The organism is Streptomyces sp. 11-1-2, from assembly GCF_003595545.1.
In the GTDB taxonomy this organism is placed as follows: domain Bacteria; phylum Actinomycetota; class Actinomycetes; order Streptomycetales; family Streptomycetaceae; genus Streptomyces; species Streptomyces hygroscopicus_B.
Genome location: NZ_CP022545.1, coordinates 6,092,628 through 6,112,610 on the forward strand (window position 1 = coordinate 6,092,628; position 19,983 = coordinate 6,112,610).

The following is a 19,983-nucleotide window of genomic DNA, read 5'->3' on the forward strand; positions in this document are numbered from 1 at the left end:
TGTGGACAACGGGGGGCGGTTGCCGGGGTGTGGTGGGCCGACGGGGGTCAGCCGCCGATGTCACGGCGGCGCAAACCCACCAGTCCTCCGGCGGCGAGAACGACCGAGAGAAGCAGCAGCCACAGGAACGGTGCGGCCGTCACCTCGTCGCCCGGCAGCTTCGGCAGATGGCTGAAGGGCGAGGTGTTCATGACGGAATCGGACAGCTCCAGCGCCGGGCCCATCCAGCCCAGGGCGACCACCCAGCCGACGAAGGCCCAGGCCGCGGCCGAGTACTTCGGCAATACGCCCACGAGGAAGAGCGTCACGCTGGTGAGCACCCACAGCGCCGGGAGCTGGGCGAGGGCGGCGCCCATGCAGCGGCCGAGCTGGTCGGCCAGATCGCCCGCCGCGACGCCGTACCCCAGGCCGAGCGCCAGACCGCCGATGGCGAGGATGACGACCGGGCCGAGGTAGGCGATGACCAGATGGCTCCCGGCCCAGCGCAGCCGGCCCACGGCGTTGGACAGCAGGGGCTCGGCACGCTGGTCGGTCTCCTCGCTGCGCAGCCGCAGCACGGAGCTGGCGGTGTAGACGGCGAGGATGGTGCCGAGGACGCCGACCATGGCGGCCAGGAACGCGTCGTTGAGCCCCTGGGCGCCGCCCATCCGCTGGATGATGTCGCGGGTCTGGTTGCTGTCGCCGAGGAAGTCGTCGGCACCGTCGGAGATGGATCCGAAGATGGCGCCCGCGAAGACGAAGCCCGCGGCCCAGCCGAGCAGGGCACCGCGCTGCAGCCGCCAGCCCAGGCCGTAGACGCCGTTCAGCAGCGGGCCCGCGGCCGGAGGGCCGGGACGGCTGGCGTAGAAACTGGCGCCCACGTCGCGACGGCCCGCGAGGGAGTACGCGAGGCTGATCGAGGCCGCGGCGAGCACGGCGATCAGCAGCAGCGGCCACCACCGCTCGCCCCCGTACGGCCGGGCGTACTCGGCCCAGCCCAGCGGCGAGAGCCAGACCAGGACATGGCCGGAGCTCTTGGTGCCGTCCTCGGCGGCGTCACCCGCCATGCGCAGCACGAAGGCGACGCCGACCGCGGCGGAGCTCAGCCCCCGGGCCAGCCGTGCGTTCTCCGTGAGCTGGGCGGCGACGGCGGCCAGCCCGCCGAAGGCCATACCGGCGAGGCCGACGGCGAGGCCGAGGGCGAGCGCGCCGGTGCCGCCCTGGCCCGCGAGGCTGCCCGCGATGAGCAGGGTCACCGCGCCGTTGGCGATGCCCACGGCGAGCAGGGCCGAGGTGAGACCGGCGCGGCGGCCGACCATGCCGGCGGAGAGCGCCTCCTGACGGCCGGTCTCCTCCTCCTCACGGGTGTGCCGGATCACGATCAGCAGGCTCATGATCGCGGCGAACACCGTAAGGAAGGCACCCACGCGCCAGACGGTGAGCGCGCCGAGTGAATCGTCGAAGGCGGCGCCGAACAGGGCCCGTGTCGAGCCGTTCCCGTTCATGTCGTGGACGAGGTCGGCGCGCCGGGCGGGGGTGTCGTACGCGCTCTTCAGACGGCCGACGGTGCTGCTGGCCGTGAGCCCCAGGCACAGCACCCACACCGGCATCATGATCCGGTCGCGCCGCAGGGCGAGCCGCAACAGCGTGCCCGTGCCGGCCAGATCGCGGGCCGATCCGCGGGTGCGGGGGGAGACCCGGGCGTCGGCTACGGCGGTCATCGGACGATCGCCTCGGCTTCCGTGTGCGAGATGTCGTCCTGGTAGTGGCGGAGGAAGAGCTCTTCCAGGGTGGGCGGGGTGGAGATGAGGCTGCGCACCCCGGCCTGGGTGAGCTGTCGCAGCACGGCGTCCATCTTGTCGGTCTCGACCTGGAGCTTGACCTGGCGGCCCTGAATGTCCACGTTGTGCACACCGGGGAGGCCGGACAGGCCGTTCGGCTCTTCGGCGAGCTCGGCGGTGACCGACGTACGGGTCAGATGGCGCAGCTCGGTGAGCGAGCCGGACTCCACCCGCTTGCCCTTGCGGATGATGCTCACCCTCCGGCAGAGCGCCTCGACCTCGCTGAGGATGTGGCTGGAGAGCAGGACCGTACGACCGCGGTCGCGCTCCTCGGCGACGCACTCGCGGAAGACCTCCTCCATGAGCGGGTCGAGCCCGGAGGTCGGCTCGTCGAGGATCAGCAGCTCCACTTCGGATGCGAACGCGGCGACCAGGGCGACCTTCTGCCGGTTGCCCTTGGAGTACGTACGGCCCTTCTTTGTGGGGTCGAGCTCGAACCGCTCCAGGAGCTCGGCGCGGCGTGCGGAGTCCAGCCCGCCGCGCAGCCGTCCGTACAGGTCGATGACCTCTCCGCCGCTCAGGTTGCGCCACAGGGTGACGTCCCCGGGGACGTAGGCGATGTGGCGGTGGAGGTCGACCGCGTCGTGCCAGGGGTCCTTGCCGAGCATCTGCACCGCACCGGAGTCGGCGCGGAGCAGACCGAGGAGGACCCGGATGGTGGTGGACTTCCCGGCGCCGTTGGGCCCGAGGAAGCCATGGACCTCACCTGCCTCGACTTCGAGGTCGAGGCCGTCCAACGCGTGGGTCCGGCCGAAGGACTTGTGGAGGCCGGACACGGAGATTGCCGTTTTCATGATTTCGAAGCTACGCTAGTTTCACAAAATTGTGAAGTTAAGGAACCATATAAACTTATGATGATGTGACGAAGAGAGGAGATGATGAAGCGGTGAGGGAGACGATCGAACCGGAGGACGCGCCCGGTGATGCGCGGGACGAAGCGGCGGTGTCCAGGTTCGTCGAGCGGTTCGCGGCCGATCTTGCCGAGGCCGGTATGCAGCGCATGGCGGCGCGGGTCTTCGCGGCGCTTCTCGTCTCCGACGCCGGGGCCCTCACCTCCGCCGAGCTCGCCGAGCAGCTGCGGATCAGCCCGGCCGCGGTCTCGGGCGCGATCCGCTATCTGTCCCAGGTGGACATGGTGGTGCGCGAGCGCGAGCCGGGCTCCCGCCGCGATCGCTACCGGCTCTACAGCGAGGTCTGGTACGAGACCCTGACCCGCCGCGACCAGATCCTGGCCCGCTGGGAGACCACCATGCGGGACGGCGTGAAGGTGCTCGGCCCGGGCACCCCGGCGGGGCTGCGGATCACCGAGACCGCCGACTTCTTCGAATGGGTCCAGCAGGAGCTGCCCAAGATGCTGGAGCGCTGGCGCGCCCACCAGGCCGCGGACCGCGCCGCCGAGGCGCGCGAGGCGGAGGCGGGGTAGCGACGGCGCGAGCGGCGCCCCGGTGCCCCGCGCGCTCGGCGCCCCCGCGCTCGGCGCCTCTGTGCCGGTGCCGCCCCGCGCTCGTCGTCTGTGCCCCGGTGCCGCCGCGCTCGGCGCTCGTGCGTCGACCCCGCCGCCCTGGCTGTCCGCCCCGGGCCGGTGCCGTGTGCGCGTCCGACCGAGTGGCGGTCGTGTCCCGGGCTGAGTGTCCGGCCGCGGCGGCGGTGTCCCGGGCGCCAAGGCCGTGCTTCCCGCCCGGGGGCGGCCGCGTCCCGGCCCGGCGGGGCAAGGCTCCGGCCCGGTGGCGCAAGGCCCGGCCCGGTGCCCGTGAGCGTCCGGCCCGGCCGCGGCGAGTGTGCCGCCCTGTGGCCGCGCTAGCGTCGCTCAAGGGCGGTGGGGCAGCATCAGAGACCACGCCTCCGCCAGGACCGTCCAGGTGCGGCTGCGCACCGGGCCCCGGATCAGCGCGTCCGCGTGATAGCGGAAGTCCGGGCCGGAGACGGTGACGGCCCGCGCCCGGGTGCGCAGCGGACCGTCCGCCGCGTGTGGATGGACGACGACCTCGGCCAGCCCGCCGCCCGGCGTGGCCGTCGACACCGAAACCCGCTCCACCGGCCGGTCCAGATCGGTCAGCAGCACCCCGTCCGCCTCGATCCGCAGCCGCTGCGGCGGCGGATGCGCCGGCCGCCGGGCGCCGCCGGCCAGCCCGATCACGGGGAGCGAGAGCAGCGTCAGCGCGGTACGGGCGGTGCGGGCCGCCGGGGTCCACCACGGCCGGTTGCCGTCGCCGTCCGGATCGCCGCCGGGCGGGCCCCCGCCTTCTCCGTCACCTCCGCCGTCCCCGTCGTCCTCGGCCCGGCGGCGGTCGCGGTCGCAGGGATCGCAGCGGCAGTCCCAGCCCCTCGCCCCGCCGTCGTGCGGGCCCGGGTCGTGCCCGTCCGGCCCGGCTGCCGCGTCGCATCCGCCGCCCGGTGTCTCGTGCGCACCGTAAGGAGCGCGTCCGGAAGGGATCCGCAGGCCCCCGAGGACCACCCCGCCGCTCTCGTCCACCAGCAGATCACGCGGGCGCGCGGTCCCGTCGAGGACCGTACGGGCCGCGGCGACCGCGTCCGTCGGCACTCCGAGCGAATGGGCCAGGGCGACCGTCGCGGAGCCGCCGACCGGGATCACCGACAGGGCCGCGTCCGCCAGCTCCCGCCGCCGGTGGAGCAGCTCCACCATCCGCAGCAGGGCGCGGTCGTCGCCCACCAGCACCGGCCGGCGGGCACCCCGGCGGGCCAGCGCCCGCTCGACTTCCTCCGGGCCGTCCGGCAGGCAGATTTTCGTTTGCGCGCCCGCACAGAGCACATCTTTCGCGATCCGCACCGACTCCCCGTCCGTTCGCCGGGCGTTGGGGTCGATGACCATGAGCAGCGGGCGCCCCCGGACGGTGTCCGGCGCAGGGGGCCGGGGATCTGGAGCCGACACCTCGGTCCTTCCTCAGGTAATCTCTCGGTGCAAGAGCCCCTGTCGCTGTTGCGCCAGGGGCTTCGTCTATCCGGGGCACCGGTTCGACGGCTCTTGTGGTGGCGCACGTCACCATGCACGTTGGACATGCCCCGCCCGGAAGGGGTGTACGCCTGTGCCCGCACTTGTGCTGCTCGGTGCTCAGTGGGGTGACGAGGGCAAGGGAAAGGCCACCGATCTGCTCGGCGGCTCCGTCGATTATGTAGTGCGCTACCAGGGCGGTAACAACGCCGGTCACACCGTGGTGGTGGGCGACCAGAAGTACGCGCTGCACCTCCTCCCGTCCGGAATCCTGTCGCCCGGGTGCACCCCGGTCATCGGCAACGGTGTCGTCGTGGACCCTGCGGTCCTGCTCTCCGAGCTGAGCGGACTGGATGAGCGTGGCGTCGACACATCCAAGCTGCTGATCAGCGGTAACGCCCATCTGATCACGCCGTATCACACGACCCTCGACAAGGTGTCGGAACGCTTCCTCGGCAAGCGGAAGATCGGCACCACCGGCCGCGGCATCGGCCCGGCCTACGCGGACAAGATCAACCGCGTGGGCATCCGGGTCCAGGACCTCTTCGACGAGTCGATCCTGCGGCAGAAGGTCGAGGCGGCCCTGGACAACAAGAACCAGGTGCTGGCCAAGCTCTACAACCGCCGTGCCATCGCGGTCGACCAGGTCGTCGAGGAGCTGCTGGGCTACGCGGACCCGCTCAGTGGCTATGTCGCCGACACCACCCTGCTCCTCAACAACGCCATCGACCAGGGCCAGGTCGTCCTCTTCGAGGGCGGCCAGGGCACCCTGCTCGACGTCGACCACGGCACGTATCCCTTCGTCACCTCCTCCAACCCGACCGCGGGCGGCGCCTGCACCGGCACCGGAGTGGGCCCGACGAAGATCAACCGCGTGATCGGCATTCTGAAGGCGTACACCACCCGCGTCGGCGCGGGCCCGTTCCCCACCGAGCTCCTCGACGAGGACGGCGAGAAGCTGCGCACGATCGGCGGCGAGCGCGGTGTGACCACCGGGCGCGACCGGCGCTGCGGCTGGTTCGACGCGGTCATCGCGCGCTATGCGACCCGGGTCAACGGCCTGACCGACTTCTTCCTCACCAAGCTGGACGTGCTCACCGGCTGGGAGCGGATCCCGGTGTGCGTCGCCTACGAGATCGACGGCAAGCGGGTCGAGGAGCTGCCGTACAGCCAGACCGACTTCCACCACGCCAAGCCGATCTACGAGACCCTGCCGGGCTGGTCGGAGGACATCACCCAGGCCAAGACCTTCGACGAGCTGCCGAAGAACGCGCAGAAGTACGTCCAGGCGCTCGAGGAGATGTCGGGCGCCCCGATCTCGGCGATCGGCGTCGGACCGGGCCGCGACGAGACCATCCAGATCAACTCGTTCCTCTGACCGTTCCTAATCAGTGAGCAGGAGTGAGTCTTGGACCCAAACCTGCATATCTGGCGCATCCCGAACGGTTGTGGATGCACTGGTCGCCCGCGTTCGCTCCGCGTCCGGCGGCATGCATCCTGTGCGTGGTCCGGGAATGCGGGGGCGGGGTTCCTCACGCCCCCGGGTGCCGTGCCCGGCCTGGGCGGTCCGATGCCCACGACGATCGCTCTGGTCGTCGTGGGGCGGTGCCGTCCGTCGCCGGATACGGTGCCCGAGGGCGCGTCGTCCGATCGCCACGGCAGCGCTGTCGTGGCGGGTGGTCTTGCGAGTCTTCGAGGTGAGGGGCTTCTGCCAGTGCTCGGCACCCCAGCGGGAGGTGTACGCCGGATCGACGGCCACGACGGTGATGCCGAGTTCGGCGGCCATACTGACGAGCCGGGCGCGGAGCCTGGCGACGGGCATGCCGGAGATGAGCTTGCGGAACCGCTTGCGGCGGCCGTGCTTCTCCCGGGTTTTCTCGGCGGTGAAGTCGAGGTCTTCGACCGCGATGGACAGGTTGCGCCGTGCGGGCCCAGTGCAGGAGCCGGGTGAGGGCGTGCCGTACCTGGGCGTCCCGGTGGTTCGCGCTGCCGGACAGGTCGTAGAAGAAGCGGCGCGGCCGGCCCACCGGGTTTCCGTGCTCGTCCAGCCGCCACGCGGCCAGGTGGTCGGTGTTGGTGTCCACGCCGATCAGACCACCGGTGCGGGCTTGGGCCAGGGGCACGGTCAGAGCCGGCGGGGTCGTCCAGGACGCGGTGACATACCAGCGGCCCCGGGGCACGTCGTGGTGGATGCGGTAGGCCACCGCCCGGTTCGCGCCGACGCGGTCGGCCCACTCATCGCCCCGGTGCCGGAAGACCACACGGGAGGCCAGGACATACCGGCCGTGGTCGCTGTTGGCCAGATACGCCAGCGGCGCGGGCAGCCTGATGCTGACCTCGCCGTCCGGCGTGACGCGGATCGTCTCGTTACCGAACCGCTTGCCCGGCTCCCCGTCGGCGGCGAGGAACCAGCGTTCGGCCTCCCAGCGTCGGCGCCACTGCTCGGCGGTGAGCTGCGCTTTAACCAGGTTGTGGCGGGTGTTGAGCAGTCGTCTGCCGCCCCGTGTTACCCGGACACGCCCGGCCTCACGGTCGGCCCGCTCAGTGGTCAGCCGGTCCTGAAGCACGTGCAGGCGCCGTGTCTTGGCGAACCGCTCCTGTGCGCTGCGGTAGCCGCCCGGAGCCCGCTTGGTGCCCTTCTGCCCGACCGGCAGTGACAGCCGGTGTGCGATCGTCCTGATGCCCGCTTCCAGCCCGTGGATGTGAGCAAGCTGAGCGCGGCGGGCCAGCGCCCACTGATCATGGCTGGCCTTCGTGATCGACCCGGCCCACCGCGACGACGACTCCTGCGTCAGGGCCCGCTTCCGCTGGGCCCACGTGTCCGTGGAGTGCTCCAGCCCGTCAGCGCACCTGCGCCCCAGGTCTCTCGAGGCGAGGGAACCGAGGTGCGCGCCGACCAAGCGCAGCACCTTGTCATCCTCGCTGGTGAGGCGCCCCAGGCTGGTGCGGATCGCAACACCGCACGGCCCGGGAGCAACAAACGGCGGATCGATCGAACGGAGGTCAGCCATGTTCGGCGGCCTCAAGGGCCTTGCGGGCCCGGTTCTTCGCCGACCGGCGCCCGTACAGGCGGGCACAGAAAGAGGTCAGCACCTCCACCATGTCCCGTACCAGGTCGTCCTCGACCTCGCCGTCGTCCAGCACGATCAGGCGGCGCCCGGCAGCGGACAGGGTGGCCTCAACCAGCTCGACGTTCATGCGACCGAGGCGGTCCTTGTGCTCCACCACCACCGCCTGCACGGCCGGATCGGCAAGCAGCCGCCTGGCCTTGGAACGAGCACCGTTCATGCCGGAGGCGATCTCTGACTCCACCCGCACTACCCGGTGGCCCGCAGTGGCAGCCCACCGGACCAGCCGGGCGACCTGACGCTTCAGATCGCCCTTCTGATCGTGCGAGGAGACGCGGGCATACAGACCCAGCCCGCCGACTGCCTCGGGCGCGGCATTGGCCCCCACGTTCACAAGGATCGTGCGCGGGCCGACCCGCTCAGCCGGCACCGGCAGCGTCCCTTCACGGAACCAGCGATACGCGGTCTGCGGATGTACACCCTGCTTCTTCGCCCATTCCGTGAGATTCACGCCCTGACAACGACACTCACTTACCCGACTTCGAGGGCCAGCAGTTGAAGACCCTCTGACCCTCGGACGGGAGAGCGGCCCGCGCGTCGGCGTCACTACGCCGCGGGCGGGCCGAACACTCCGGCGGGCTGCTGCGCCTGACCGACGGGAGCCGTGGCCCGCTGCTCCTGCATCTTGGTGATCTGCCGCACCACCGCGATGGCCAGCAGCGCCGTCAGGATGCCGAGGACGTCGTCGGCGATGCTGATGGCGACCCTGGGCCGCTGTTCCCGGATGTTGTCGCCGACCATCTCGCTGATCCCGTTCACCGGGAACATGAGGAACATGATCACGAAGAACGTCCACCACCAGTGCAGCACACCGCGTCCGCGACGTCCGGGCCCCGGAGGAGTGCTCGAGGTCCAGATGTCGTTGGCGATCTGCTTGGGGAGCCACAACTGGGCGACCGGGATGAACCAGGCGCCCACGGCATAGCCGCTGCCGAACCGCTGCCGGCCGGGGTTGAGCACAGTGGAGTTGATGTAGGCGGTCCGGAACCAGACCAGCCACAGCACGATGAGCACGAGCGCGGCGACACCCGTGCCGGTGTCCATCGCTTCGACCTCGCTCTTCTTGCTGTAGAGCAGGTCGGTGGTGACCGTGCCGTTGTCGAGCGCGAAGTACGTGTCGAGCAGCGAGATGTTCAGCGCCATATCGAGCAGCGTCAGCACCAGCCAGACGCCGAACATGCTCATCAAAGCGGTGGCCAGACCCCGTATCGGCTTCAGCCTGGTGCCCGGGGCGGGATAGCCCAGCGGCGTCTGATAGCCGCCCTGCCAGGGCTGGGTGGGCGGCGGCACCTGGTACGCGGGCCCCCCGGCCGCGTGGGCGTGAGGTGTCGCGTACGCCGACGGCGTGCCGTACGCGGAGGGGCCGGGCGGGGTGTGCGGGGCGGCCTGGGGATGGCCGTACGCCGACGGGCCCTGCTGCGTCGCCATGGCGCCCGGCTGAGCGTTCTCGGCCTCCACCTCCAGGAGCTGCAGCGCGTCCCGTCCGAGCCGGGCGAGCAGTCCGCCCGGCAGCCAGGGCTCGCCGTCGTCGGTCACCGGGTGGGTGGCGGCGATCAGTTCGTCCACCGAGGGCCGCTTGGCCGGGTCCTTGTTCAGGCACGCGGTGACCAGCCCGCGCGCCCCCTCGTGGAGCCCCACCAGATCGGGCTCCTCCTGGGCTATTCGGTACATCAGGGCGTGGATCCCGCTGTCCACGTTGCCGAAGGGCTGACGTCCGGTGGCGGCGAAGGCGAGCACCGAGCCGAGGCAGAAGACATCGCTCGCGGCCGTGACCGGCTCGCCGCGCACCTGCTCGGGCGACATGAACCCGGGCGAGCCGACGACCGCGCCGGTCATCGTCAGATTGCCGCCCGTGGTGGAGCCCACGGCGTCCAGGGCGCGCGCGATGCCGAAGTCGATGACGCGCGGACCGTCGATGGTGATGAGGATGTTGGACGGCTTGAGGTCGCGGTGGATCAGCCCGGCGCCGTGGATGTCGCGCAGCGCGAGGGCCAGTCCGTTCGCCAGGATCCGCAGCGAGCGCTCGGGCAGTGCCCCGAAGTCCTCGGCGACGACACTGTGCAGGGACGGACCGCCGATGTAGCCGGTGGCCACCCAGGGCACCTCGGCGTCGGTATCGGCGTCGAGTACGGGGGCGGTCCACTGGCCGCCGACCCGTGTGGCCGCCTCCACCTCCCGCTTGAAGCGGCCGCGGAAGTCGGGCTGTCGTGCGAGTTCGGCCTGTACGAGCTTCACTGCGACGGTGCGGCCGCGGGCGGAGCGGGCGAGATAGACCCGGCCCATTCCGCCCTCGCCAAGCTTGCCGAGCAGCCGGTACTCGCCGATCCACCGCGGGTCCTGGGCCCCGAGGTTCTCCATCGCGGTGTGGCTCCTGTCCCTGTGCCGATAGTCCCTGCGCCGATCGGCCGATCAGTCGAGGCGGGTGAACGTCTGTGTCATCGTCTCATCGCTGTAATCGTCCGGGTCGTCATACTCGACACGCAGCTTGTCATGTCCGGAAGAGGTGAACGCCAGTGACGTGCCGGGCCCACAGAGATTCTTAGGGGTACCCCCCGTGAACTTCGAGGGGCTGAGGACGAGGCCCTTCTCCACCGAGGCCAGGACCCGGTCACCCTCGCAGTGGTACTTCTTACTGTCCGCGACCTCCTGGGCCACCGCGGTGCCGATCGCGCCCTGCTTGATGGTGATTTTCAGCGTGGCGTCCTGCTTCCCGAACGCGTCCTTCGCCAGCCAAGTGCCCTCGTACGAGGAGGGGATCGGCTTGCCGCCGCTCTTCGAGGGGCGCAGCGTCGCCTCGTAGGAGCCGTCCGTGGTGCTCCAGGCGAGGGTGCCGTCGTTGCCTATCCGCAGGGTCTGCTCGCCGACCGTGCTGCAACTGTCCTCGGGAATGCTGGTGGTGACCTCGTCGTCCTCGATGAGCAGCAGGCTGTCCGCCGACTTGAGCTTGGCCGAGTCCTGGCAGAACGAGTCCGAGTCGGAGGTCAGGGTCTCGGCGACGAACGCGCCGACCGGCCCCTGGGAGAGGACGATCCGGCGGATCTTGCCGGTGGAAGAGCCGCTCTCCTTGATCTCGCCCTCCCAGGCGCCCAGATACTCCGTGGGCACATCGCCGGTCGTGTCCAGCTTGGTCGCGGACGGATCGGGCGCGCCCGAACCACCGGTGGGCGCCTTGGAGTTGGCGCCATCCGGGCTGGCGGGCGGGGTATGGGTCATCTTGTCGTAGTCGGTCTTGGCCTTGTCGCCCTTGTCGTCGTTCCCCTTGACCACGGCGAGGGCGGCGACCCCGGCTATGAGCAGCGTGGCGACGGCGGCCGAGACGACGATGAGCGTCTTACGGCGGCGCTTGGGCTGTGGCGGCTGCGGCGAGCCGGACCCGGGGCCACCGGGGCCACCGGGCCCGCCCGGTCCACCGGGTGCCGCCGGTGCGTTTGGTCCGCTCGGCCCGCCGAAGCCGACGGAGGGCGTGGCGGCGGCTGCCTGGCCTGGGGACGGGGCGGGCCCGAACGAGGTGACGGCGGGCGGCCCGAAGGCGTGCGGCGGCGTCTGCGGCTCGCCGTCCGCGCCGGGCTGCGACGGGGTGGCGTGCGGCGGGTAGCCGTACGCCGGGGCGGCGTAGGGGGCGGCGGAACCGGGCGAGTTGGGCGCGGCGGGAGCCGCTCCGGCGTGAGGTGGGGTGGGGGTGCCGGGAGCGCCATGGGCGGGTGCGGCGTGTGGCGGTGTGGGGCTTCCGGGTGTGGCGTGGGGCGGCACGCCCTGCGGCGGTGTGGCGCTCCCAGGTGTGCCCTGCGCGCCGCTTGCCTGTGGCGCCGCGTACGGCGCCGCGCTCTGTGACCCGTCGCCGCCGGGTGAGTTGGGCGACGCGGCTGCCGCGCCGCCCGTTCCGGCGTGCGGCGGTGTGGGGTGTCCGGGTGTGCCCTGGCCTTCGCCCGCCTGTGGTCCGGCGGAGGAGGGCGCGCCCTTCCGCGGCCCGCCCGGCGTCGCGGCAGAGGCGGAGCCCTGGCTTCCACCGGCCGGGGACGCGTCCGCCTGCCTTGGGTCTGCCTGCCCTGCGCCTGCTTGCCCTGCACCTGCCTGCGCCGCGCCTGCCTGGGGCGCGGCGGACGGTCGGCCGGGTGTTCCGGGTGTTCCGGCGGTTGCAGGTGTTCCGGATGCGGCGGCGTGCGGGGCGTCGTGGCTCGGCGCGGCGCCCTGCGGCCCGGCGGCTGCCCCGCCCGGCGCTGCGGGCGCGGCGGCGGGGTGGCCCGGGGTGTCCTGGCCCGCGGCGGCCCGCTGCGGCGCGCCCTGCTGCGGCCCGCCCTGCCCCGGCCCGCCGTGGCCCGAACCGCCGTGGCCCGAACCGGCCTGCGCGCCGTCGGCCGACGACGCGGCGGCCTGCACCCCGGACCCGGCCTGCGGCCCGCCGGCCGGGTCCGGGGTGCCCTGGTCCCCGCCCGCCCGCGGTGTGGCGCTGTACGGCGCGGCAGGGTGCCCGCCGGGCGTCGCGGGTCCGGCGGCCTGTCCCGCGCCCTCCTGCGACGCGGCGGCGTACGGTCCGGCGGCGTGCCCGCCCGGCTGGGCCGTGCCGCCCTGTCCCGCGCCCGCCGAAGGAGGCGCCGACGGAGCCGGGGGGAGCGCCGCGCCCGCCTGGGGCGCGGCCGAGGGGAGCGGCGGTGTGGTGGGTGGCGGGGGCGTGGGGGGCTCCGCCGGAGCCAGCGGGTACGACGTGGCCGACGGCGGCGCGGAGGGCGGCGGCGGGGCGGCAGGCCCTGCCGCCCCGGCCATGGACGCGGCGGGTCCCGCCGCCCCGGCCATCGGCGGTACGGCCGGCCGCGCAGGCATACCCGGCACAGCGGGGACCCCCGGCCCCGCGGGCGTCTCCACCTCCAGGAGCTGCACCGCATGCCGTCCGAGCTGGGCGACGAGCCCGCCCGGCAGCCACGGTTCGCCGTCGTCGTCCGCACCGGCCGTACGGTCCAGCAGCGCTTCCAGCGAGGGCCGGTCGTCCGGGGCCTTCTTCAGGCAGTCGGTGACCAGCTCGCGCAGCCCCTCCGGCAGCCCCTCCAGGTCCGCTTCCTCCTGTGCGATGCGGTACATGACCGCGTGCACCCCGCTGTTGGCCGTGCCGAACGGCTGACGGCCGGTCGCCGCGTAGGCGAGCACCGAGCCGAGGCAGAAGATATCGCTGGCGGGGGTGACCCGCTCGCCGCGCACCTGCTCGGGCGACATGAAACCGGGCGACCCGACGACGGCGCCGCTGCGCGTGAGGATGCCGTCGGTGACGGTCTCCAGCGCCCGCGCGATACCGAAGTCGATGACGCGCGGACCGTCGATGGTGACCAGGACGTTGGAGGGTTTGAGGTCGCGGTGGACCAGACCGGCGTCGTGGATGTCGCGCAGGGCCTGCGTGAGGCCGTGGGCCAGGATGCGGACGGTCCGCTCGGGCAGTCGGCCCGACCCGGAGACGATCGCGTGCAGGGAGGGACCGGCGATATAGCCGGTGGCGACCCATGGGGTGGCGGCCTCGGTGTCGGCGTCCAGCACCGGCGCGGTCCACGCGCCGCCGACCCGCTGTGCGGCCCGTACCTCCTGTTTGAACCGCCGCCGGAATTCGGCCTGTTGGGCGAGCTCGGTCTGGACGAGCTTCACCGCCACCGTACGGCCGCGCGAAGAATGGGCCAGGAACACCCGGCCCATGCCACCCGCGCCAAGGCGCCGGAGCAGCCGGTACTCACCGATCCATCGAGGGTCCTCGGCCCCCAGGTCTTCCATGCGTCGATCGCCCCTTCCCCGTGAATCCCCCTGATCAGCCCCTTGGAGAGAATAAAGGCGGCTGAGAGCGAAGTGGACGACGCGGACGATCCGTTATCGGTTCCGTATCCGTCCTGTGTCACTCCCGGGCCGGGGAGCGAAATCCGGACGCCGCGCCCCGATCACCGGCGGCGGCGATAAGGGCGCCGCCGCCCGGCAAGGTGTCGGTGACAGGCCCGAAACCCTGACAGCCTGTCGGTGCCCGGCCCGGGGGCCCGGTCCGTACGCTGGTTCCACCCCGACCCGCGAGCGATCCGAGGTACCGAACGTGTCCGTGCAGCCCAGCCCCGACCTCGCGGCCGGCGCCGCCGTCAAGGCCGCCGACCGTGCGCATGTGTTCCACTCCTGGTCCGCGCAGGGCCTCATCGACCCCCTCGCCGTCGCGGGCGCCGAAGGCTCGTACTTCTGGGACTACGACGGCAACCGCTACCTCGACTTCTCCTGCCAGCTGGTGAACACCAACATCGGCCACCAGCACCCCAAGGTCGTCGCCGCGATCCAGGAGCAGGCCGCGAAGCTGTGCACCATCGCCCCGGGCTTCGCCGTGGACGTACGGTCCGAGGCGGCGCGGCTGGTCGCCGAGCGCACCCCCGGCGACCTCGACAAGATCTTCTTCACCAACGGCGGCGCCGAGGCGGTGGAGAACGCGGTCCGGATGGCCCGGCTGCACACCGGCCGCCCCAAGCTGCTCTCCGCCTACCGCTCGTACCACGGGGCCACCGCCACCGCGATCAACCTCACCGGCGACCCCCGGCGCTGGGCCTCCGACAGCGCCTCGGCGGGTGTGGTGCACTTCTGGGCGCCGTTCCGCTACCGCTCGCCCTTCCACGCCGACAGCGAGGCGCAGGAGTGCGAGCGCGCGCTGCGCCACCTCGAGGACACCATCGCCTTCGAGGGCCCGCAGACCATCGCCGCGATCATCCTGGAGACCATCCCCGGCACCGCCGGGATCATGGTCCCGCCGCCCGGCTATCTCGCCGGGGTCCGCGAGATCTGCGACCGTTACGGCATCGTCTTCATCCTGGACGAGGTCATGGCGGGCTTCGGCCGCACCGGCCACTGGTTCGCGGCCGACCACTTCGGCGTCACCCCGGACCTGCTGACCTTCGCCAAGGGCGTCAACTCCGGCTATGTGCCGCTCGGTGGCGTCGCGATCTCCGCCGAGATCGCCGCGACCTTCGACCAGCGCCCCTACCCCGGCGGTCTCACCTACTCCGGCCACCCGCTGGCCTGTGCCTCGGCCGTCGCGACGATCAACGCGATGGCGGAGGAGGGGATCGTGGAGAACGCCGCCGCGATCGGGGAGAACGTGATCGGCCCGGGGCTGCGGGAGATCGCCGAGCGCCACCCCTCGGTCGGCGAGGTGCGCGGCCTCGGCGTTTTCTGGGCGCTGGACCTCGTCAAGGACAAGGAGACCCGCGAACCGCTCGTCCCGTACAACGCGAGCGGACCGGACAACCAGCCGATGGCCGACTTCGCCGCGGCCTGCAAGCGCGGCGGTCTGTGGCCCTTCGTGAACATGAACCGCACCCATGTGGTGCCGCCGTGCACCGTCACCGAGGCCGAGGCCAAGGAGGGGCTCGCGATCCTGGACGAGGCGCTGGCCGCGGCCGACGCGCATACGGCGTAGCCGCACCGGGGGCCCGGGGAACGCCGCCCCCGGGCCGCCCCCGGGCCGTCCCCGGGCCGACCCCGGATGGCTGCCTGGCTCGTCCTCGTTTCCCTGCCCGTTTGCACTCCGGCCGCCGCCCGACCGCTGCCCGGTGTAGACCACTGCCGCACTCTGCGTGTTCCGCGCAACGGCCCTCGCATATCGTGATGCGAGGGCCGTCCGCTTTCTTACACCGACGGCCGTGGAAGGAGACGGTCCTCGATGCCCGTGCCCGGCGCCAGCCCGGTCAAGCGGAACACCCTGCGGCAGCAGATCGCCGACGCGCTCTGTGACGAGGTGCTCGCGGGCCGGCTCCCTGCGGGGCGCCAGTTCACCGTCAAGGAGATCGCCCAGCAGTACGGCGTCTCCGCGACCCCCGTCCGGGAGGCGCTGCTGGACCTGTGCTCCCAGGGGCTGCTCGATGTCGAGGAGCACCGGGGCTTCAGGGTCCACGACTTCACCATCGACGACTTCCGGCACATGGTCGACGCCCGCACGATGGTGGTCGAGGGGGTCTTCCGGCACTACGTCGAGCTGAAAGCCATGACCCCGCAGGTGCTGGCCTCGGTAAGGCGGCGGGCCGAGGAGGCCGAGCGGGCCGCCCGCTCCGGTGACCTGGACATCCTCATCGGCTATGACCTGCGCTTCTGGCGCGAGATCTGCGGGCTGGTGGGCAATCCGTATGTGTCGGACTTTCTGCAGCGGCTACGCGTGCAGACCTGGGTCTTCACGGTGCCGTATCTGCGTCGCGTACCCGATCTGCGCGGCCAGCTCTGGACGGGGCACTCCGAGCTCACCGCGGCGGTCACCCGCGGGGACCCGCATGACTCGGAGCGGTTGATAGTGGCGTACAACGCGCATTTCCGTGCGCTGATCGAGCGGTTGGTGGAGCGGGAGGAGTCGCGCGCGCAGAACCGGACGTCGGAGGTCAACTCCCCCTGATCTCCTCCTGAACTCTTCCCGAACTCCTCCCGGCCCGTCAGCGGTTCCCCGGGGCGGTGAGTGAGCCGGAGGCCGGGGAGGCCGGAGCGGCGGCAGGTGAACCGACCCGCCAGGGTTGGCTTCCGGCACTCTTCGCGACGCGTACGCGGGGCATTACGCTGGGCCGACCATCGACCGTACGGATACGAGAGTGAGATCGCGTGGCATGTGACCTCTGGCTGGTCCCCCTCGTCGATGTGCTGTGCCACAGCCCCGACAACCCCTTCGCCGAAGAGATCGCCGCGTACGACAAGGCGCTCAGTGATGCCGGTTTGCCGCCCGTACCCGTCTTCAGCTATATGCCGGGACTGTCCGGGGATGTCGCCCCGGTGGCCGGTTTCGACTACGACGCGCTGCACTTTCTCCGCCGTGCCTATCTGCTGCAACTGTGCGGACTCGCGGTGACGCCGGTGGACGAATTGGGCGGGGACTACGAGCAGTTGCTGGAGATGTTCGAGCCCACGGCCCAGCAGTCGCATCTGGTGTGGCACTACGACCACGCGGGGGCGTATGTCCCCGTCGACTTCCAGAGCCCGCTGTCCAACGACGAACTCCTCGAGGGCGGCGGCCCGTTGGGATCCAGCCACGGCCTGCTGCGCGAGCTGGAGGCGGTCGCCCCGGCGCTCGGTATCGACCCGTCCAACCCTCCGGCCGCCCCCGCGCCCCCGGCCCGCCCCACGAGCCTGGAGGAGCCGGCGGCCTCGGTCCCGTACGAGGACAGCCCCTTCGCACGGGAGCGCCATGTCTGGCTGGGTCTGCACGCCGCGGCGACGCGCAGCCTGGGCCAGGGCTCGATGATCGTCTTCAGCTAATCGCTCCTTCGGCTTACCGCTCCACCAGCGTCTGCGACAGGCCTACACGACAGGCGTCTCCGGCAGCGTCTTCGACAGGCGTCGTGGCCGTCAGCGGGGCGGCTCCGGAGGACGCTGCCGCGGCATATTGGGCCGGGCGGAGCCCGGCGGCAGCGGAAAGCGGCTCGCGGGGCTCCCGCTGTCCGGACGGGAGCCCTGGGCCATCAGCGCCTGCGTGACCAGCGGTGCCGCACCGGCCCCGAAGTCCACCATCCAGCCCGCCGTCTCGGCCCGTACCAGCTCCGACACGTCCTCGCAGAACCGCCGCAGCACCGACAGACACCGCTCCACGGCCTCGCTCGCGGTGCCCTCGGTCGGGCCCAGCACCTCCCGCACGCTCTCCGACGCCCAGTCGAACTGCAGCGCCTCCAGCCGCCGGTGCACCGCCTGCGCCGTGGCCACGTCCCGCATCCAGCCGGACGTCAGCCCGAAGAACCGGTCGCCGCCGACGCAGGCGGCCGCCAGCAGCAGCGCCAGCGCGCCCCAGCCGGCGCCGCCGTCCAGCGCCCCGTTCAGATCCAGCAGCGGCAGCACGCCCGCCACGACCGCCGCCACCGCGGCGCCCACCCGCAGCACCCGGGCGGTCCGCCGCTTCCACACCCGTTCGGCGAGGTACCACCCCGCGACCTCCAGGGCTCCCTCCTCGACCCACCGGTACAACTCGTCGAGCCGCTCCGCCGGCTCCCCCCAGTCGCCGTGCGGGAAGGGCCGACCGAGCAGGTCACCCTGGGCTCTCGCACCCTCCTGCCGAGGGAGCCCCTCGGGCTGCATCTCCGGCTGACTCACCGTGCAACTCCCTCTGCGGCGGCGTTTCTCCTGGCGCGCGGCTGATGCGCGACCACCATTCCTACCGCCGAACGGCTGGCCACGAAGACCCGATCACGGGTTTTCAGCCCGTAAGAGCTGCCCCATCGGGTATAGGACCGCCCACTCCTCACCCAAAAGAGTGGCCCCGCTCACCGGATCCGGGGCTGGTCGGCTCGGCCGGGGCCGCGTCCCTGCGCCGAAGGCGCGAGACGAAATCCACGGCCGGACACCTCACCCACCGCCCAAGGCGCTGCCCCACGCAGCAGCGGCCCCAGCGCGGAGGGGCCCACCGTGCGGTGGTTCCCGGTGCGGTAGCCCCGTCGCGTGCAGGGTGGCAGCCTCCACCGCGCAGCGCCTCCCGCGCGAGGCAATGGGCGGAGGGGCCCACCGTGCGGTGGTTCCCGGTGCGGTAGCCCCGTCGCGTGCAGGGTGGCAGCCCCCGCCGCGCAGCGCCTCCTGCCCGAGGCAATGGGCGGAGGGGCCCACCGTGCGGTGGTCCCCGGTGCGGTAGCCCCGTCGCGTGCAGGGTGGCAGCCCCCGCCGCGCAGCGCCTCCTGCCCGAGGCAATAGGCTGCATACCGTGAAGGTCCTCGTCATCGGCGGCGGCGCCCGCGAACATGCCCTGTGCCGCGCTCTCTCCCTCGACCCCGACGTCACCGCACTGCACTGCGCCCCCGGCAACGCCGGCATCGCCGAGGTGGCCGAGCTGCACGCGGTCGACGCGCTCGACGGCGCCGCCGTCGCCGACCTCGCCGCCTCCCTGGGGGCGGGCCTCGTGGTCGTGGGGCCGGAGGCCCCCCTCGTGGCGGGGGTGGCCGACGCCGTGCGCGAACGGGGGATCCCGGCCTTCGGGCCATCCGCCGAGGCGGCGCAACTGGAGGGCTCCAAGGCATTCGCCAAGGACGTGATGGCGGCGGCGGGCGTACCCACCGCCCGCGCCTATGTGTGCACCACGCCCGCCGAGATCGACGAGGCGCTGGACGCGTTCGGCGCGCCGTACGTCGTCAAGGACGACGGCCTGGCCGCGGGCAAGGGCGTCGTGGTGACCGAGGACGTCGAGGCCGCCCGCGCGCACGCGCTGGCCTGCGGCCGGGTGGTGATCGAGGAGTTCCTGGACGGCCCGGAGGTCTCCCTCTTCGCGATCACCGACGGCGAGACCGTGGTCCCGCTCCAGCCCGCCCAGGACTTCAAGCGTGCCCACGACGGCGACGAGGGCCCGAACACGGGCGGCATGGGCGCGTACTCCCCGCTGCCCTGGGCCGACCCCGAGCTGGTGGACGAGGTCGTGGCCACGGTCTGCCAGCCCACCGTCGACGAGCTGCACCGCCGCGGCACGCCCTTCTCCGGGCTGCTGTACGCGGGCCTGGCGATCACGTCGCGCGGGGTGCGCGTGATCGAGTTCAACGCCCGCTTCGGCGACCCGGAGACCCAGGTGGTCCTGGCCCGGCTGAAGACCCCGCTGGCCGCGGTGCTGCTCGCCGCCGCCACCGGCCGTCTGGAGGCCGAGCCGCCGCTGCGCTGGAGCGACGGCGCCGCCGTGACCGTGGTCGTCGCCTCGCACAACTATCCGGACACCCCTCGCACCGGCGACCCGATCACCGGGCTGGAGGAGGTGGCCGAGCAGGACGGCCCCAAGGCGTACGTCCTGCACGCGGGCACCAAGCGGGACGGCGCGTCCGGTGAGGTGGTGAGCGCGGGGGGCAGGGTGCTCTCCATCACCGCGACCGGCTCCGACCTGGCGAAGGCGCGCGAGCGGGCCTACCGCGCGGTGGGCCGGATCGGCCTGGAGGGCTCCCACCACCGCTCGGACATCGCCGCGAAGGCTGCGGCCGAAGCGGCCTCGTAAGGACAAGCCGTAAGAGCGGCCTTGTAAGGACAAGCCGTAAGACTCGTAAAGCGACGCTTAAGAGACGCTGTAAGAAGAGTCTCAAGCGGTGTCCCAGGCGGGCCCGCGAACGGTCCCGAAGCCCGCTTGTGCCTGTTCACACGGGGCCAGGCGTCGCCATCG

Annotated in this window: 13 protein-coding genes and 1 pseudogene; 6 read left to right on the forward strand and 8 right to left on the reverse strand. The window is 72.2% G+C overall.

What is annotated here, in order from left to right:
- Nucleotides 1-47: 47 nt before the first annotated feature.
- The gene (locus CGL27_RS25860) at nt 48-1,700 is read right to left on the reverse strand and encodes an ABC transporter permease (RefSeq protein WP_119990345.1); all 1,653 of its coding nucleotides are present in this window, start codon (nt 1,698-1,700) and stop codon (nt 48-50) included.
- Complete coding sequence (locus CGL27_RS25865; protein ID WP_078642626.1) at nt 1,697-2,614, reverse strand: ABC transporter ATP-binding protein; 918 nt, start codon at nt 2,612-2,614, stop codon at nt 1,697-1,699. Before CGL27_RS25865 ends, CGL27_RS25860 begins: the two co-directional genes overlap by 4 nt.
- A 92-nt stretch (nt 2,615-2,706) precedes the next feature.
- Between CGL27_RS25865 and CGL27_RS25870 the strand changes: the two genes are divergently transcribed.
- Nucleotides 2,707-3,243: a MarR family transcriptional regulator gene (locus tag CGL27_RS25870; RefSeq protein ID WP_119990347.1), complete on the forward strand. Its 537-nt coding sequence runs from the start codon at nt 2,707-2,709 to the stop codon at nt 3,241-3,243.
- Between the two features lie 384 nt (nt 3,244-3,627).
- Here the strand turns inward: CGL27_RS25870 and CGL27_RS25875 are convergent, their stop codons facing one another.
- Complete coding sequence (locus tag CGL27_RS25875) at nt 3,628-4,650, reverse strand: hypothetical protein (protein WP_119990349.1); 1,023 nt, start codon at nt 4,648-4,650, stop codon at nt 3,628-3,630.
- Nucleotides 4,651-4,864: 214 nt separating this feature from the next.
- Here CGL27_RS25875 and CGL27_RS25880 point away from each other — a divergent pair, with 214 nt between their 5' ends.
- On the forward strand, nt 4,865-6,148 hold the full coding sequence (locus tag CGL27_RS25880) for an adenylosuccinate synthase (protein ID WP_119990351.1): 1,284 nt from the start codon (nt 4,865-4,867) through the stop codon (nt 6,146-6,148).
- A 6-nt stretch (nt 6,149-6,154) separates the two neighbouring features.
- Here the strand turns inward: CGL27_RS25880 and CGL27_RS25885 are convergent.
- From CGL27_RS25885 to CGL27_RS53580, 4 genes and pseudogenes are all read right to left on the reverse strand, one after another.
- Nucleotides 6,155-7,781, reverse strand: a pseudogene (locus tag CGL27_RS25885) (IS200/IS605 family accessory protein TnpB-related protein).
- Nucleotides 7,774-8,349 carry an IS607 family transposase gene (locus tag CGL27_RS25890; protein WP_119990353.1) on the reverse strand — a complete coding sequence of 192 codons (576 nt, stop codon included), beginning with the start codon at nt 8,347-8,349 and terminating at the stop codon, nt 7,774-7,776. The pseudogene CGL27_RS25885 and the gene CGL27_RS25890 overlap by 8 nt, the downstream one beginning before the upstream one ends.
- Before the next feature lie 95 nt (nt 8,350-8,444).
- Nucleotides 8,445-10,256 (reverse strand): DUF4328 domain-containing protein, encoded by a 1,812-nt coding sequence (locus CGL27_RS25895; protein WP_119990355.1) that lies wholly within the window; start codon nt 10,254-10,256, stop codon nt 8,445-8,447.
- Nucleotides 10,257-10,307: 51 nt separating this feature from the next.
- Nucleotides 10,308-13,646, reverse strand: coding sequence for a protein kinase (locus CGL27_RS53580; protein WP_346345741.1), 3,339 nt, complete (start codon nt 13,644-13,646; stop codon nt 10,308-10,310).
- Nucleotides 13,647-13,953: 307 nt separating this feature from the next.
- Here CGL27_RS53580 and CGL27_RS25905 point away from each other — a divergent pair, with 307 nt between their 5' ends.
- The 3 genes from CGL27_RS25905 (at nt 13,954) to CGL27_RS25915 (ending at nt 17,129) form a co-directional block, all read left to right on the forward strand.
- Nucleotides 13,954-15,315, forward strand: coding sequence for an aspartate aminotransferase family protein (locus tag CGL27_RS25905; protein WP_078642631.1), 1,362 nt, complete (start codon nt 13,954-13,956; stop codon nt 15,313-15,315).
- Between the two features lie 243 nt (nt 15,316-15,558).
- Nucleotides 15,559-16,278, forward strand: coding sequence for a GntR family transcriptional regulator (locus tag CGL27_RS25910; protein WP_119990357.1), 720 nt, complete (start codon nt 15,559-15,561; stop codon nt 16,276-16,278).
- Nucleotides 16,279-16,478: 200 nt separating this feature from the next.
- Nucleotides 16,479-17,129 carry a hypothetical protein gene (locus CGL27_RS25915; RefSeq protein WP_014053817.1) on the forward strand — a complete coding sequence of 217 codons (651 nt, stop codon included), beginning with the start codon at nt 16,479-16,481 and terminating at the stop codon, nt 17,127-17,129.
- A gap of 90 nt (nt 17,130-17,219) precedes the next feature.
- Here the strand turns inward: CGL27_RS25915 and CGL27_RS25920 are convergent, their stop codons facing one another.
- Nucleotides 17,220-17,954, reverse strand: coding sequence for an SLATT domain-containing protein (locus CGL27_RS25920; RefSeq protein ID WP_119990358.1), 735 nt, complete (start codon nt 17,952-17,954; stop codon nt 17,220-17,222).
- 601 nt (nt 17,955-18,555) lie between these two features.
- Between CGL27_RS25920 and purD the strand changes: the two genes are divergently transcribed.
- On the forward strand, nt 18,556-19,821 hold the full coding sequence (gene purD / locus CGL27_RS25925; protein WP_119990360.1) for a phosphoribosylamine--glycine ligase: 1,266 nt from the start codon (nt 18,556-18,558) through the stop codon (nt 19,819-19,821).
- The last annotated feature ends 162 nt before the right edge of the window (nt 19,822-19,983 follow it).